At 37.9% G+C, this 13,583-nt stretch carries 17 protein-coding genes and 1 tRNA gene; 11 read left to right on the top strand and 7 right to left on the bottom strand.

Annotated elements, in window-relative coordinates; translation table 11 throughout:
* Window positions 1-55 precede the first annotated feature (55 nt).
* The 3 genes from TR08_RS15810 to TR08_RS30355 all read left to right on the top strand — a co-directional run bounded on the left by TR08_RS15810 (window position 56) and on the right by TR08_RS30355 (window position 3,468).
* Entirely contained in the window at window positions 56-1,903 is a 1,848-nt protein-coding gene (locus TR08_RS15810) for a monovalent cation:proton antiporter family protein (RefSeq protein WP_045519723.1), read from the top strand.
* 103 nt (window positions 1,904-2,006) lie between these two features.
* Window positions 2,007-2,777, top strand: coding sequence for an enoyl-ACP reductase FabI (gene fabI / locus TR08_RS15805; RefSeq protein WP_045519722.1), 771 nt, complete (start codon window positions 2,007-2,009; stop codon window positions 2,775-2,777).
* A 115-nt stretch (window positions 2,778-2,892) separates the two neighbouring features.
* Window positions 2,893-3,468 (top strand): CotO family spore coat protein, encoded by a 576-nt coding sequence (locus TR08_RS30355; protein ID WP_052427483.1) that lies wholly within the window; start codon window positions 2,893-2,895, stop codon window positions 3,466-3,468.
* A 48-nt stretch (window positions 3,469-3,516) separates the two neighbouring features.
* On the opposite strand, the gene TR08_RS15795 is transcribed toward TR08_RS30355, so the two are convergent.
* Window positions 3,517-4,026 carry a CotY/CotZ family spore coat protein gene (locus TR08_RS15795; RefSeq protein WP_045519720.1) on the bottom strand — a complete coding sequence of 170 codons (510 nt, stop codon included), beginning with the start codon at window positions 4,024-4,026 and terminating at the stop codon, window positions 3,517-3,519.
* Window positions 4,027-4,151: 125 nt separating this feature from the next.
* On the opposite strand from TR08_RS15795, the gene TR08_RS15790 reads away from it, so the two are divergent.
* The 7 genes from TR08_RS15790 (at window position 4,152) to TR08_RS15765 (ending at window position 7,844) form a co-directional block, all read left to right on the top strand.
* The gene (locus TR08_RS15790; protein ID WP_045519718.1) at window positions 4,152-4,502 is read left to right on the top strand and encodes a DUF1360 domain-containing protein; all 351 of its coding nucleotides are present in this window, start codon (window positions 4,152-4,154) and stop codon (window positions 4,500-4,502) included.
* Between the two features lie 345 nt (window positions 4,503-4,847).
* A complete protein-coding gene (locus TR08_RS15785; protein WP_045519716.1) occupies window positions 4,848-5,315 on the top strand; it encodes a sporulation protein in 468 nt (155 codons plus the stop codon).
* 16 nt (window positions 5,316-5,331) lie between these two features.
* Window positions 5,332-5,808, top strand: coding sequence for a stage V sporulation protein AC (gene spoVAC, locus TR08_RS15780; RefSeq protein WP_045519714.1), 477 nt, complete (start codon window positions 5,332-5,334; stop codon window positions 5,806-5,808).
* Window positions 5,809-6,834 carry a stage V sporulation protein AD gene (gene spoVAD / locus TR08_RS15775; RefSeq protein WP_045519712.1) on the top strand — a complete coding sequence of 342 codons (1,026 nt, stop codon included), beginning with the start codon at window positions 5,809-5,811 and terminating at the stop codon, window positions 6,832-6,834.
* 5 nt (window positions 6,835-6,839) lie between these two features.
* Window positions 6,840-7,196: a stage V sporulation protein AE gene (gene spoVAE, locus TR08_RS15770; RefSeq protein ID WP_045519710.1), complete on the top strand. Its 357-nt coding sequence runs from the start codon at window positions 6,840-6,842 to the stop codon at window positions 7,194-7,196.
* A gap of 97 nt (window positions 7,197-7,293) precedes the next feature.
* Complete coding sequence (yjcZ, locus tag TR08_RS31115) at window positions 7,294-7,431, top strand: sporulation protein YjcZ (protein ID WP_081954510.1); 138 nt, start codon at window positions 7,294-7,296, stop codon at window positions 7,429-7,431.
* Window positions 7,432-7,589: 158 nt separating this feature from the next.
* Window positions 7,590-7,844, top strand: coding sequence for a stage VI sporulation protein F (locus tag TR08_RS15765; RefSeq protein ID WP_045519708.1), 255 nt, complete (start codon window positions 7,590-7,592; stop codon window positions 7,842-7,844).
* A gap of 41 nt (window positions 7,845-7,885) precedes the next feature.
* Here the strand turns inward: TR08_RS15765 and TR08_RS15760 are convergent, their stop codons facing one another.
* The 5 genes from TR08_RS15760 to TR08_RS15740 all read right to left on the bottom strand — a co-directional run bounded on the left by TR08_RS15760 (window position 7,886) and on the right by TR08_RS15740 (window position 12,381).
* Window positions 7,886-10,171, bottom strand: a complete 2,286-nt coding sequence (locus TR08_RS15760) for a UvrD-helicase domain-containing protein (protein WP_045519706.1) — start codon at window positions 10,169-10,171, stop codon at window positions 7,886-7,888.
* 124 nt (window positions 10,172-10,295) lie between these two features.
* Window positions 10,296-10,718: a GNAT family N-acetyltransferase gene (locus TR08_RS15755; protein ID WP_045519704.1), complete on the bottom strand. Its 423-nt coding sequence runs from the start codon at window positions 10,716-10,718 to the stop codon at window positions 10,296-10,298.
* 6 nt (window positions 10,719-10,724) lie between these two features.
* Window positions 10,725-11,237, bottom strand: coding sequence for a YjcG family protein (locus tag TR08_RS15750; protein ID WP_045519702.1), 513 nt, complete (start codon window positions 11,235-11,237; stop codon window positions 10,725-10,727).
* A gap of 99 nt (window positions 11,238-11,336) precedes the next feature.
* Window positions 11,337-12,059, bottom strand: coding sequence for an alpha/beta hydrolase (locus TR08_RS15745; protein ID WP_045519700.1), 723 nt, complete (start codon window positions 12,057-12,059; stop codon window positions 11,337-11,339).
* 97 nt (window positions 12,060-12,156) lie between these two features.
* Window positions 12,157-12,381, bottom strand: a complete 225-nt coding sequence (locus tag TR08_RS15740) for a WYL domain-containing protein (protein WP_045519698.1) — start codon at window positions 12,379-12,381, stop codon at window positions 12,157-12,159.
* Between the two features lie 148 nt (window positions 12,382-12,529).
* Between TR08_RS15740 and TR08_RS15735 the strand changes: the two genes are divergently transcribed.
* A tRNA-Val gene (locus tag TR08_RS15735) sits at window positions 12,530-12,602 on the top strand.
* Window positions 12,603-13,397: 795 nt separating this feature from the next.
* Here the strand turns inward: TR08_RS15735 and TR08_RS33620 are convergent.
* Window positions 13,398-13,532, bottom strand: a complete 135-nt coding sequence (locus TR08_RS33620; RefSeq protein ID WP_274521017.1) for a hypothetical protein — start codon at window positions 13,530-13,532, stop codon at window positions 13,398-13,400.
* Window positions 13,533-13,583 lie beyond the last annotated feature (51 nt).

Below are 13,583 nucleotides of genomic sequence, written 5' to 3'. Positions count from 1 at the left end.
TTATTTTTTGTTAACATAGTGATTTTTATAAAAAGAAACCGAAGGAGGATGACATATGGAACAGCATGCTTCTGTAATATCCTTATTAGTTGTAGTGACAGTTGCATTTATAACGCCTATTCTTTTACACAGGTTAAGGTTAAATTATATCCCTGTTGTGGTTGCAGAAATAATTATGGGGCTTGTAATTGGAAAAAGCGGTTTTAATGTGGTTCATGAAGATATGTGGTTATCAACACTTTCTACACTAGGATTTATTTTCTTGATGTTTCTTAGCGGATTAGAGATTGATTTTACTGCCTTTACAGGCGGCAAGAAACACACCACGCTGCCTAGTGGTAAAAAAGAACCAAATACCTTCATGGTTTCAAGTATCATTTTTGCAGGTATATTTATCGTTTCATTAGGGTTATCTTATTTGTTTGTCTTTGCTGGCTTTATTGAAAATGCCTTTTTAATGACACTCATCATATCTACCATTTCTTTAGGAGTGGTTGTGCCAACATTAAAAGAAGCACACCTAATGAAATCAAATATTGGTCAAATTATCTTATTAGTTGCAGTTGTGGCAGATTTAGTGACTATGATTCTCTTGGCTATCTTTGTGTCTATCTATGACCCAGGACAGGGTAATACATGGCTGCTGCTCATTTTGTTTGCAGCTGGTGTTGTATTGTATTTTGTTGGAAAACGATTTAAAAATCGTCCTTTACTAGAATCACTGTCAAAAGGGACAGTGCAAATTGGCACTCGAGCTGTATTTATGCTCATTATCGTTTTAGTTGGGCTTTCTGAAACAGTAGGCGCAGAAAATATTCTAGGAGCTTTCCTTGCAGGGGTACTTGTATCGCTTTTATCACCAAATCAAGAACTGGTTCATAAACTAGATTCCTTTGGCTATGGTTTCTTAATCCCAATATTTTTTGTAATGATTGGTGTGGAGCTGGATATTTGGTCACTATTTGCAGATAAAAAGCTATTGTTATTAATCCCATTGTTATTATTAGGACTTCTGCTTTCAAAGCTTGTCCCGGTTTATTTACTGAAAATCTGGTACGATACAAAGACTGTGCTTGCTTCGGGTTTTTTACTAACATCTACCCTATCCTTAGTAATAGCTGCGGCAACTATTGGGGAGCGTATGGATGTCATTACTCCGGAGATGAGTGGTACTCTGATACTGGTTGCCGTCATCACCTCTATATTTACGCCGATTGCGTTTAAAAAGTTGTTCCCAAAAGAAGTGGCGGTCGTCCCAAAAGTAAGAATTGCCTTTCTAGGAGCAAACCAAGTAACATTGCCTGTTTCACGTGAACTTAAGTCGGGTCTATTCGAACCCGTCTTGTATCATACTAAAATGGATAAATCCGATAAAATGGTTTCAAATTCATTATTTGATATAGTCGAGATATTTGATTATTCATTGGAAACAATCGAAAAAAATAAGATTTTTGAAAATGATATCATTGTCATTTCTACAGGTCATGAACAAACAAATGCTGATTTGGCAATAAAAGCTAAGGAAATGGGTGTATCCAGGGTAATTGCTCGTCTTGAGAATCCCGAAATAGAGCAAAGCCTGAAAGAAAATGAAATTGAAGTTTTCTCTTCATTCATGTCAACAAAAACGTTGTTGCGGGCCTTAATTGAAACACCAAGTGTCATTAACATTTTAACAAATCAAGAAACATCATTATATGAAATAAGAATGCAAAATGAACAGTTCGACGGAATGACATTAAGGAGGTTTCCGTTTACTGGGGATGTTATTTTTGTACGGATTTTTCGGGAAAAAGACTCCATTGTCCCTCATGGTGACACAGAACTGCTATTAAATGATCGTCTGATTGTTACTGGATCGAAGGAATATGTGGATGAATTGAAAAGGGAGCTCGAATTCTAAATGCTATAAATGCTGCTGCTTTTCATTTTTTATAAAATAGTGTAATATTAGTACCAAGTACTAATAACTAATATAAATGTTCAAGTAGGGGGACTATTTTTATATGAATCTTTCTTTAGCTGGAAAAACATATGTTGTAATGGGTGTTGCAAATAAACGTAGTATTGCATGGGGAATCGCTCGGTCACTAAACAATGCAGGTGCACGTTTAATCTTTACTTTTGCAGGTGAAAGGCTTGAAGGCAGTGTCCGTGAATTGGCTGAATCATTAGAAGCAGAAGGAACTCTTGTGCTTCCTTGTGATGTAACCAAAGATGAAGAAGTGGCTAGATGCTTTGCTGATATCAAGGAAGCAGTAGGTACCATCCATGGTGTTGCACACTGTATTGCATTTGCGAATAAAGAAGAATTAAACGGAGAATATATGAACACAACAAGAGAAGGCTTCTTGTTGGCACATAATATTAGTTCTTATTCTTTAACTGCTGTGGCAAAAGAGGCTAGAGGAATAATGACAGAAGGCGGAAGTATCGTCACTCTAACATATTTAGGTGGAGAACGAGTCATTCAGAATTATAATGTAATGGGTGTTGCAAAGGCATCACTTGATGCAAGCGTTCGTTATTTGGCTGAAGATCTAGGCAGGGAAGGGATCCGTGTCAATTCAATCTCGGCTGGTCCGATAAGAACCTTGTCAGCAAAGGGTATTAGCGATTTTAATCTTATTACAAAGGTGATTGAAGAAAAAGCACCTTTACGTAGAGCAACAACGCCAGAAGAAGTCGGTGATACGGCACTATTCCTATTCAGTGATCTTTCTCGTGGAATTACTGGTGAGAACATTCACGTTGATTCAGGATTTCACATTTTATAATGGTAATGCCCGCTATTTAGTTAGCGGGCATTTTTTCTATTCTAATTTCCATGAACGAGTATAGGCAATTTGCATACATATAGAGTGTAGGGCTAGGTAAATGGAGGTGAATTGGATGGAGAAAAAGACAAAACGTGGACCGTTACTTTACGTCTCACAGACTTTTTTAGATACACCTATAAAAAACATGCAGGAAGTTTTTACAAACAGGCAGGAGGTTCAACTGCCGATTGAAGAACCACGGCTAGAGGAGGAAAGCAACAAGAAAAAAGAAGTCCTTGAGGTCTCACTGGCTAAAACTGACTTACCTAAAGAGTCTATAGTAAAAGAAGTGAAGCAGGAGATTGGACCCCAAACTAATCAGGAGATTAAACCCAAAACTAATCAGGAGATTAAATCCAAAACTAATCAGGAGATTAAACCTCAAACTAATCAGGAAAAACAACGTACATTTAATCGTGTAAAAGGCTTTAAGGAAATGGACCTAATGGAGCGTTTAGAATACCTGGATAATTTTCCAAAAGCATTACCATCTGTTCCATGCGTCTTTTATACCGAAGAAAAGAACTACCAAGGCTATTTAGTTGAATATAATGAACAAGATGTAACCATTCGATTTCCAAATCAAACAACTGAAACTATATCTTTCAAAAATTTAAAAGATGTAATGATGATTGGAATAAAGAAATAAACAAAAAAGCCAGCCGAAATATCGACTGGCTCATTTTATTACCAATTGTTAGTCACTAAGACCAAGATCTACATCGGCAATACACTGTATCGCACAGAAACAATTTAAATCAACTGTAATACAGTCATTGCTTGCGCGGAAGCGTTCAACTTGACAGACTCTTTCAAGGTTAATACAACATCTATCTCCGCCAGCAACAAGGTTAACTGGTACAAATCTTCCGTCGTCTCTGCGTCCTGGAATTAGAACACGAAGTGTTGCACAGCAGTTATCAAATACATCTTCAACGCGGAAGAAGATTGATACGCATGCATTGTTCTCGCCGCTAAAGAACGCGTGGAATGGTGAACCATCAGCGTTTTTTAATACAAATACACGAGTATCAGCGCGATCTCTTCTTGCTGGTGACACTAATGAACCAAGCGGTTCCAAGAAACAACTTGGGCAATCTACGCTCTCATCATCTACAGCATTATCTTGGATGTCATTAATTGCACGAACTACATCGCAGACACAGCCATTACTGCTGCGTGAGTCACTATTTCTGCCACAACCCATTAATTACTCCTCCTATCCGTGATATATATCTTACATTACTAACATATTTCAAGAGCACTAATTGGGTAACGGACAATCGCCTTCTCGATTAAAATTAGGCTAAGAAAAGGAAGGGACAGGAATTTATGAACATTGATCTTTTGAATTTTATTATAGTAACATTAGCCTGCTTCCGATTAACCAGGCTTTTTGTCTTTGATAAAATAACAGAGTTTCTACGTGCTCCTTTCTTCGATGAGATTGAAGAAGAAAATGAAGAGGGTACTAAGGAGGTATATTATCTTCCGAAGAAAACGCCAATAAAAAAATTTATTGGGGAGCTGCTCAGCTGTTATTGGTGTACTGGGGTTTGGGTTTCAGCGGCATTGGTAATTGGATACCTTTTTTTACCGGTTATTTTCGTGCCCATTATCCTCGTGTTTGCAGTTGCTGGTTTAGCAGCAATAGTAGAATCCCTTATTCAGCTTTGGTTATAAGTAAAATACGTTAAAAATGGTTGTCCGCCCTAGACAAGTTATTGATTTCTTTCATATCTTAACAGTAGTACTAAAATTTTGGAGTGGTGAAAAGTGAATACAGAAAATAAGAAAACTCAATCAACTAAAAATTCTCAAGCGAAAAAAACTACTAAGAAAAAAGGCTGCGGCTGCGGCAAAAAAACTCAAAGATAATTAGTAAACTGCCAGTTTTGATGGCAGTTTTTTTTTGCACAAATATTTCTAAATACAAAAGTTATGGCAACCTTGTCATAATTTCCGATATTCTCGAAAAAACTACTATGTAGTGATATTTCTATAATTTGAATAAGGGAAGGGAAAAAAATGGTCTACATAATTCGACTAATGTTAATAGCATGTGTAATTTTAATGGGCTCGTGTAGTCAGGATCAGAATGAGAAGGATAGCCAATTGGCTCTCATGAAAACGACCAATCCTAACCCGATTGTTACAGAGCAAAATAAAGGCGTGGACAAGGTAAAAAAAATTGAAAAGGAAGTAAGTAGTTTTGATGAGATTTATGATGTTGCAGTAGTAAAGGGCAAAAAAGCAACACTTGTTGTCTATAAAGTGAAGCATATGCAGCGATTCAACATGAAAAAAATTGAAGCCAACTTAAACAAAACTCTTGAAGAAAATTACCCAAAAGAAAACTTCACTGTGTCGAGTGACTATAAGATCTTTCTAGAAGCTGTACGGCTAGTTGAGAGGAAAAATACTGGAAAGCTTTCTGAAAAGCAGGCTGAGAAACGGTTAAATGAAATCATTAAAATGACATCAGATATGAAGTGAGAAGGGATGAATATCAATGGCGAGCAATCAGAAAAATATGACGCCTCAGCAGCAAAAGTATCAACAACTCCAACAAAGGCACGAACTAAAACGGCCTGTTTTAAAGAATTGCATTAGGGCCTTTTGGGTTGGCGGGTTGATTTGTATTGTTGGTCAAGCAATAAGTTATTTTTATATTTATTTTTTCAACTTTACTGAACAGAATGTCGGTAATCCAACCGTTGCGACAATGGTGTTTTTATCAATGCTGCTAACAGGATTCGGTATATACGACCGTCTTGGACAATTTGGTGGTGCCGGAAGTGCTGTGCCTGTAACTGGATTTGGAAATGCAGTGATTTCTGCAGCAATTGAGCATCGGACCGAAGGGTTTGTATTAGGTGTTGGTGGTAATATGTTTAAACTTGCTGGCTCGGTAATTCTTTTTGGAGTATTCTCGGCGTTTGTAGTTGCACTTATAAAAACGTTACTGGGAATGTGGGGGGTTTTGTAATTGTTAAGAGGTCATCAATCTTGGGTCTTTACTAATCGGCCAATGATATCCGCAACTGGTGTTTCCGGCGGTCCCTTTGAGGCAAATGGAAACTTAGCCAATGACTTTGACATTTTACATGAAGATTTATGGATGGGGATGGATTCTTACGAAAAGGCGCAAAGAGTTTTGCTCGAAGAGACTATAAGAGTTACATTAGCAAAAGCAAAAATGGAGAAAGAACAAATTGAATTTTTATTTGCTGGGGATTTAATCAATCAAATTACACCGACTAGCTTTGCAGCGAGGACCATACAAATACCTTATTTCGGGCTCTTTGGTGCATGCTCAACATCGATGGAAGGGTTGGCGTTAGCCTCCTTTGTGGTCAATTACCAAGGGGCACGTAACGTGTTAACAGGAGCCTCAAGCCATAATGCTGCAACTGAAAAACAATTCCGCTATCCAACTGAGTACGGAGGACAGAAGCCGCCTACGGCACAATGGACGGTTACAGGTGCAGGGGTAGCGCTAATTACTCAAAATGTCCCTGGTCAACAGCAGCCGGTTACCACATCAGCAACAATTGGAAAAGTCATTGACATGGGATTGTCTGATCCTTTTAATATGGGCGGGGCTATGGCGCCGGCAGCTGCGGATACCATTATGGCCCATTTTCGTGATATGGAATTAGATCCTTCCTACTATGATTTAATCATTACTGGTGACTTGGGTAGAATCGGACATGACACAGCCTTTGAGTTAATTAATAAAAGTGGACTCAAATTAGAACGTAAACAATTTCAAGATTGTGGACTATTAATTTATAAGGATGATCAGCCGGTTCAAGCAGGGGCGAGCGGTGCGGGATGCTCAGCTGTTGTTTTATATGGTCATTTGTTAAATCAAATGAAAAAGGGAGTATATAAGCGAATATTAATTGTTGCAACTGGTGCATTGTTATCGCCACTTAGTTTTCAGCAAAAAGAATCGATTCCTTGTATTGCACATGCGGTGAGCATTGAAATGAATGAAGTGGGAGGGTAATTCTTATGTTAGCAATGTATTTTTGGGCATTTGTGGTTGGTGGAATCATTTGTGTGATCGGACAGCTTTTATTTGATGTCGCTAAGCTAACACCCGGTCATACCTTAAGCTTACTAGTCGTGGCAGGAGCTGTCTTAGATGGTTTTGGTCTGTATGAGCCGCTCGTTGACTTTGCTGGTGCAGGAGCTACCATTCCAATAACGAGCTTTGGTAACTCATTAGTGCACGGTGCACTGCAGGATGCAGAAAAGCATGGTCTGATTGGAGTATTGACTGGTATGTTCCAAGTTACCAGTTCTGGGATCTCTGCCGCAATTATTTTTGGATTTATCGGTGCATTAATCTTTAAACCAAAGGGTTGAGAAAATTTCATAGGTTGTCTCTATAGGAGTGCACGGTACACTTTGATGCCTATTCTCATATGTTATTAGTGAGACTTACAAAGTGAGGTGACGCTTTATGTTCGGTGGATATGGTGGATATGGTGGATATGGCGGCTGTGGCTACGGCGGTGGATATGGCGGCGGTTGTTCAACATTTGTTTTAATCGTCGTATTATTCATTCTTTTAATCATCGTCGGTGCAAGCTTCTTTTAATCATTGTCGGTGCAAGCTTTTAAAAAAACTGCAAAGCTTGCAGCGAAAGAAAGACTGGCCATTTCAGTGGCCAGCCTTTTTCTTTTAATAATTGTTTTCACGTTTTTACCTATCCTTCATACAATATCAGTAGCCTATGAAGGAGCGTGATATTTACCATGGATAATGGTTTTTTTAAAAATGTCGAAAAGAAAACTGGCGTAAATATGAAAGATATTTTTGATTTAGCGAATTCCTTACAAAATGCAAACTTTAAAGATGAAAAAACGGTTCGTAATGTTATTCGCCGTGTTTCGGAAATTGCTAACAAACCGGTAAATCAAGAAACAGAAGATAAAATTGTCCAATCAATCGTTAACGACGGCAAACAACTTGATTTTAATACGATTTCAAAAATGATTAATAAGAAATAAGTGATGAAGACCTCTTTCCTTGATGGAAACAGGTCTTTTTGTTAATTTTTCTTTTTTTTCATTAAAGGTGATAAGAAACGCGAAGGGTTAGCCTTTTTGCCTCTGCGATTCTGGGGAACCGAAATAAGAAGCTCATGCTTTGCACGTGTCATAGCCACATAAAAAAGTCTTCTTTCTTCTTCAAGTGCTGCAAAATCGCCATTTCTTGAGCTGTCTAATGCGTAATCATGAGGCAGGCTGCCATCCACTGCTCCTATGATATATACGTTTTTGTATTCTAATCCCTTTGCCCGGTGGATGGTACTTAGACTAACGGCGTCAGGAAAATGCTTACTTAAATTTTTGATTTCCTTGTTCATGGCAGACATATGTTCAGCATGAGACAAGAAAGCTTGTATACTTGTAAAGCCTTTTGCTGCAACTTTTAAATCCTTTAAATCATCAGAGCCTTTATCTTGCTGATTAGATTCATTTCCTCGTTTTTTCAAAAAGTCAAGAAAACCCAGGTCCTTTTCAATAATTTCAATTGACTTTATCGGGGAGGGAAATTTCAACGAGTGAATCAGCTGTACTGCCTTTTTTAATTTCTTTTCTTGAAAAGCATGTTTTGTTTTTATATGGGATAGGGCCTCTAGATAGGTACAATCTTTAAGTATGCTTTCAGCCTTTAAATCTTTGAGCACAGTCTGACTCAAAAAAAGAATAGGTAAAATATCGGATAATGCCTGATTGTCATCCTCATCTAAGCTTATTTTTAGAAAAGCAAGAACGCTTTTTACAATGCGACGTTCATAAAAAGCCTCTGAATCTAAATCAATTTTAAAAGGCAGGTTTGAACTTGCCAGACGTTCAAACACAGCCCGGGAACCTGCATTCGTCCGATATAAAATCGCAAAATCAGATGGTTTTGCTCCTTGCACAATTTTCTCTTGGATGTCAGTTACTATCATGGTTGCTTCTTCCTCTTCATCAAAGGGGAAAAAAAGCATGGGGGACGTACCTGATTCAAATTGTGCTTTCATTTTCTTTAATCTTCTAACCTTATTCTTCATAATCATCTCATTGGCTGTAGAGACAATTTCATGGGAGGAACGGTAGTTTTGATCCAGTGAAACCAATTTTGCGTAAGGGAAGTCTTTTTCAAACTCTAACAGATAACTAGGGTCACTGCCTCTGAAGGAATAGATTGCTTGGTCATCGTCTCCAACAGCACAAACATTTTTATACTTGCCTGAAAGAAGCTTTATCAGTTCATATTGAACCTTATTGATATCTTGAAATTCATCAATGAGAAAATAATGAAAGCGATTCTGGTAAAGTTCAAGTAGAGATGGAGAGCTGCTCAGCAGCTGGTAGCAGCCAATCAGCATGTCGTCAAAATCAAATAAACCTTTTTGTGCTTTATATTCCTCATATTTTTTATAAAGGTAGGCTGCCTTTTCTTCCCATTCGCTTTCCGGTTTCACATTATGAGGGAATAGTAGTGAATTCTTCCAAAAGCCAATCTGCTGAAGCGCTAAATCATATGAAAATTCCTTTTCAGATAAATCGATTTCCTTACCTGCTTCTTTCAAAATCTTATCGCGCTGCCATTCTTTCTTCAAAAGACGCTCTGAGGACCAATTACTACCTTCATGAAACATAAGAATCCGATAAAAAATACTGTGGAAGGTGCCTGTCACCAAGTTGTTTATTTGGTCCTTTTTTATCTGCGGATAGGTGGTCAGACGATTCTTCATTTCACCAGCAGATTTTGAGGTAAAGGTGACGAGCATGATGTTACGCGGATCAATTTTTTTTACATTAAGCATATAAGCAGTACGTGCTGTGAGTACTCGTGTTTTGCCGCTTCCGGCACCAGCAAGGACTAATAATGAGCCTTCTGTTTCCACGACAGCAGCTGCTTGACTTTTATCTAGTATGACTCCATTTGATGCCAGTTCCCTTAAATAGGAGTCGTGTACAAGCTGGTTTGCTCCTTCATTCTTTTTAAATGAAATGGAGCATTCTATCGTTTTTGCAGGACTGAATAAGCTGGTGTTTTTTGTTGTTTCAATAATGGTTCTTCCTTGAGGGATCCGAAATCCATTCCGTTCCACAATGACCGGTTCCATTTCTTCGATAATTGGTTCCGGGCATGTATGTTGCGGAGATTTTATATGATAAAAATAAGGCTGCTCCTGTATGCCAAGAAATAACCGTACTTTTTCACTACAAACGGGGCAGGATAATTCGCCATTTTTTCCTTGCAAATATAATAATTGATATTGTTCTCTCGCTATTTGGTCAAGAACAATCCTTTGATTTTGATGCATAGCAGTTTTCATTTTTTAGCCTCTTTTTTCAAAAATACGACAAACTCTATCATAACAAAACCTGTTGATATCGAAAAGTGCCCTTATATTCTAGAAATGAAAAAAGCACTTGCCACTTAAGGGCAAGTGCATGAATTTAAATTTTTTTTATCATTGTTTTATGTGGAATTCCTGCGTCTAAAAATTCCTCTGAAACAACCTCATAGCCAAGACTAGCGTAGAAAGGGATAGCTTGTGTTTGAGCATTTAACTTTAATTTATGTAGTCCATTTTTGAAAGCATATGCCTCAATTTCACTCATAATCGCTTTTCCAGAACCAGTTTTTCTAGCTTCCTTTAACACACAAATTCGTTCTACCTTTCCATAACCATCAACAACACGAAAGCGGCCAGCAGCAACTGGTGTGCCTTCATGGTAGGAAACGAAATGTGTAGCGTCATCCTCAAACTGATCAATTTCTTCTTCTTCAGGTACATTTTGTTCGTCGATAAAAACGGTTCTTCTAACAGAAAATGCATCTTGTATTTCATTTTCATTTTCACAAACTTTTACATTCACAGGTGATTATTCCTTTCCTAGGCGAAATGTTTCATACACCGTCCAAGAACCATTTTCTAATTGATATAGTAAATGGAAGCGGTCAATTGTTTCTTCATGGTTTAATCTTTTCATCCTTAATGAGCCATAAACATCTGAATGCTCATCATTAGATAGGTTTTGACCAATCGTAATATGTGGAACGAAAGCATAGTCTAAATTTTGCTCACTAAATTCTTGATTAATTTCAGTATGCAATTGGTTTAACTCTTCAGTTGGCTCTACTTTAAAGTAGATCACATTATTTACTGGCTGAAAAGAGCTGATTTTGGTTGTTATTAATGGAAAGGCATTGGTATTACTTGAAATTTGCCGTAATTTATCTGCAAAATCTACCACTTCTTCCTCTGCTGCTTCAAAAGCATTTTTCAACGTTAAATGCGGTGTGATTAGTGAATAATGCGGGTCATAACGCTTACGATAGGAATTAGCTAAATCTTGTAGTTTTTTTGATGGAAAAATAACAACCCCAAATTTCATATGTCTAACCTCCATAACAAGAATTTTTCTCTGATCAATAGGTGCAGTCGTGGACCTTTCTAACATTATAGCAAATATTCAAAAAATATGAAATGACCTTTAAAACATCATCTTAATGGCTCTTTTTAAATCGGGCTGCCAATGTGCCCATGTATGGTCGCCATTGAATTCATCATAAAAGTATGTAATGGACTTACTTGTAAGGATCGTGGAGAGCTCACGATTAGGTGTAAGGAAGTCGCTTATTTTACCGTTAGTGGTTTGGACTTCAGTTTCTTGATTTCCCACGATGTGATATATTTCTAAAAACTCAGTTTTTGTGAAGCTTTTGACCATACCCATTACCTGCTCATCAACATATGGAGATTGCAGCAGCACTTTTCCAAAGGTGTGCGGGTATTGGAGGGCGGTCAGTAACGATACGGTTGCTCCAAGTGAGTCACCGATTAGCGCTCTTGTGGATCCTATCTGATAGGTTGGAAACTCCTGATCTAAGAACGGAACTAATTCATGTGCTAAAAAGCGAATGTACTGTTGATGTTGATCACTATCAGGATGGTATTTCCTACGGCGATCCTCAACATTCTTATAGGGTATCCCAACTATGATTAAATTTTCAATTTCTTTCGCAAAAAGATACTCATCTGCTAATCGTCCAATTCTGCCGAGTTGAAAATAATCTCTGCCATCCTGGGCAATTAACAGTGAGTATTTATATAATGGAGAGAAATTTGCTGGCAAATAGATGAGAAGAAGCATTTCTTCTCCCAGCTCGTTACTTTTAATAGTTAGTTCCTTTATCGTGCCTTTTGGTATCTTCATACGACAATTCCCCCAATGTTCGATTGATACAACTGCATTTTATCATAACTATGTTGGAAATGCTCAAGGGGAGAGAAGGATATTTTTGGGTATAGTTTTAGTGTAGGAAAGGTTCATTCGAGCGAGTATTTGGCATTAAGGATAAAATATTGTCCCGGCGAAAGGTGCGAACCTGTTTTCGGAGCAGACAATAAGCGCGAATGTACTCATCATTGACTTCCTTCACGAGTAATTTTCGTTGTGAAATCTGCTTGTTTTCCGATAAGTAAATCATCTCTAACGGAATATTTTCCTCTATAGAACGTAACAAAAGCCCATCCATGGTATATCCCGCCTTTCTGATATCTTATACTATTATTATATCCGAACATTTGTTCTTTATTCGAACTATTTTTGGAACGTGCGTTCTTTTAAAAAACTATTGACTTTTTACGTGTTTTTACTATAATTATATTTGTAGCTTAATAAGAGATCTGTTAGCTCAGCTGGGAGAGCGCAACCTTGACAGGGTTGAGGTCGGGGGTTCGAACCCCTCACAGGTCATCATAACAAAGTAGCGTATGAACCTTGTTGTATCAAGGTTTGTGAAGCAGATAGACCATTTGTAGAGCACAGCTACAAATGGTCTTTTTATATGAAATAAGCGTTTTGGTCACAGACTGGTCACAAAGCCTTCGAAAAGCGTTTCTATTTCGCCATTAGGAGTAACTTTATACGGTAAAGGTAAATTCAACGATTCAACCAATATTGAAGTAAGTGCTAAAATGGCCGATGGCAGCGTTCAAACATTTGATTCAATGAATAATTTCAGCGAGGATGAAGAGATAACAGTTAAATTTTTATCATCCACACCATTAGAACTTTCTAAGGTAAAATCTATAATTGTTAATGGTACGGAAATAGACCTTTAGCGATTTGTTCAAACAAAAGGGAATGGAACTATAATCTGCACTTAAACAAACTTGTTGGCATACTAAAAAAAATGATCATGTTTTGACCAAGTAAACAGAATCGTGAAAATCATTACTCCACCTACCAGATTGTGAAATTATGTACTTAAACTCCCATGAAAATAAAAACTGAAAAAGGGCATACAAAAATAGACCCAGAAAAACCAGTTTTAAAAAAAGGCTGATCCTCTAGAAGGATCGTATATAAGATTGGCTGGTAAATCGAGTTGTGGAACCTTTCTACTAAAAGTGAAATCAGGTAAAGCTGGCGCAACAACCAGAAAAAGGATTAATCTCCCATGAGTGCTACCCCTAAAGGGTGCGACAGTCGGTGGTACACCGTGGTAGTTGGAGTCAGACTAACGGATGGGCTCAATGGCACCATAGTTTAAAGACCTTCTTCGCCAGCATTAAAACAGTATGGACTGCCAGATCCATTTTCATTCTCTGTGGGGCAGCGCCGATTTTGCGCTGCATGGATGGCTAACGGGGCAGGTGTGCGGCCGAGCCTAGGTCGTATCATATAGCGGGTGGAATTCCCGTCGAGTAAGAACTAGCCATTCGCTCGTAGCGA

Source organism: Neobacillus niacini (genome assembly GCF_000759675.1).
GTDB classification, from domain to species: Bacteria; Bacillota; Bacilli; order Bacillales; family Cytobacillaceae; genus Neobacillus; species Neobacillus niacini_A.
The sequence above is the reverse complement of the archived record's forward strand: the minus strand, read 5'-3'. Positions and strand labels throughout refer to the sequence as shown.